Source organism: Microcoleus pseudofavosus SVA1_A4, assembly GCF_036700565.1.
GTDB lineage: Bacteria > Cyanobacteriota > Cyanobacteriia > Cyanobacteriales > Microcoleaceae > Microcoleus.
The window spans coordinates 1-1,311 of record NZ_JAUBPE010000190.1; the positions used below are offsets into that span (position 1 = coordinate 1).

Annotated in this window: 2 protein-coding genes; both read right to left on the minus strand. The window is 44.2% G+C overall.

Translation table 11 applies throughout. The annotated features are described in order from the left end of the window. Positions 1-166 precede the first annotated feature (166 nt). The gene (locus QUA02_RS33405; RefSeq protein ID WP_333034019.1) at positions 167-364 is read right to left on the minus strand and encodes a hypothetical protein; all 198 of its coding nucleotides are present in this window, start codon (positions 362-364) and stop codon (positions 167-169) included. Positions 365-771: 407 nt separating this feature from the next. Next, the gene (locus tag QUA02_RS33410; protein ID WP_333034020.1) at positions 772-987 is read right to left on the minus strand and encodes a hypothetical protein; all 216 of its coding nucleotides are present in this window, start codon (positions 985-987) and stop codon (positions 772-774) included. Between the last annotated feature and the right edge of the window lie 324 nt (positions 988-1,311).

Genomic DNA, 1,311 nt, shown 5'->3' on the forward strand with positions numbered 1-1,311 from the left:
AACTTTCGTTGCATCTATTGAAAAAATTCTGAAAGAATTTGGAGAAAACTATGTAATTAATTTTGTCTAGCTACTTAGCCGCCGCCGTCATTCGATTTGAGATTTGAGATGCAAGGATTTTGGATTGATTCCACGGATAAATTCGGGGGCTTGAGGATTTTAGATTTTAAATTTTGGATGGATTCCACGGATAAATCACGTGGCGGGTACCATCAAGAAATTTTTGGTCAACACCGCAAACAGCACCGGGCACCGGACACGGAGATGTTACCATAGCAAAAGTTACGCCACCGTAAGTGCCGGCATCCGGCAAAGCAACATTAGTTCGCGGTAAAGGCAAGTGAAATAATCCCGCAAAACTCAATATTCTATTAATATTTCCATTGTTTGATTAATAATTTTCCTAACTTGCCTGTCATCTCTAGCCCTGTTCAATAATTATAATTACGTTTGTTGTGAGGACTGAAGTCCTCAAAGTCCTAAAATGCCGGTCGCCCACAATTTTACTAATTTTACTATAAGCGATCGACCCAATAGGCTCGCTCGTCGATCGTCACAACACTGAATCAGCACTTTTTCGGGAAGTGCCGCACTTGCGAGAATTGGAGAATCAAAAAAATTTCATAGGGCGATGCGCGATCGCAGGTTTTTATAACAGTCAATAAACTTCCTGCAATACATCCGGTGCAGGCATCGCGGGTTCATTGTAACTCGGGCGGTAGTTTCTGCACTCTTATGCGGTGCATAAATCAATTAAATTTTTAAATGCTGTTAAGACCTCGCCGACAGTTCGTTGACTATCTTGACTCTTCCCTTGAGCACAGAACGCAGCAGGCGATTGATCGAAAGTCTGTCTTCATCGTCGAGAGACTCTGCCAAAACAGCGGCCATCAAACCGTAGCGATCGGCTAAAGTCAAACTGCCCGTATCGGTAACAGAGGCAAGCATTTCGGAAATAGCGCCGGGGATAAGTTGAACTAAAAACATGAGACGTTCCCTGAATTCGATATTTGTATCATCTCTCGTTCTCCGAAAATCGAGAGTGACGCTGGCCTAACAAAGAACGTGATGTTTTGAACCAAATCATGTGACAGCGACGGCTCTAATTATGTGACGAGCTGCGTTTTAAGTCTGCGATCGCAGTCACAACATTAATCTTATATAGCGGTTCTCGAAAAAGTGAGGTATGCCCTATGCCCTATGCCCTATGCCCTATGCCCTATGCCCTATGTTCTATGCCCTATGCCCTATGCCCTATGCCCTATGCCCTATGCCCTATGCCCTATGCCCTATGCCCTATGCCCTATGCCC

Coding starts and splice junctions, on each gene's coding strand:
- QUA02_RS33410 (WP_333034020.1), bottom strand. CDS start 987: ATGTTTTTAGTTCAACTTATCCCCGGCGCTATTTCCGAAATGCTTGCC.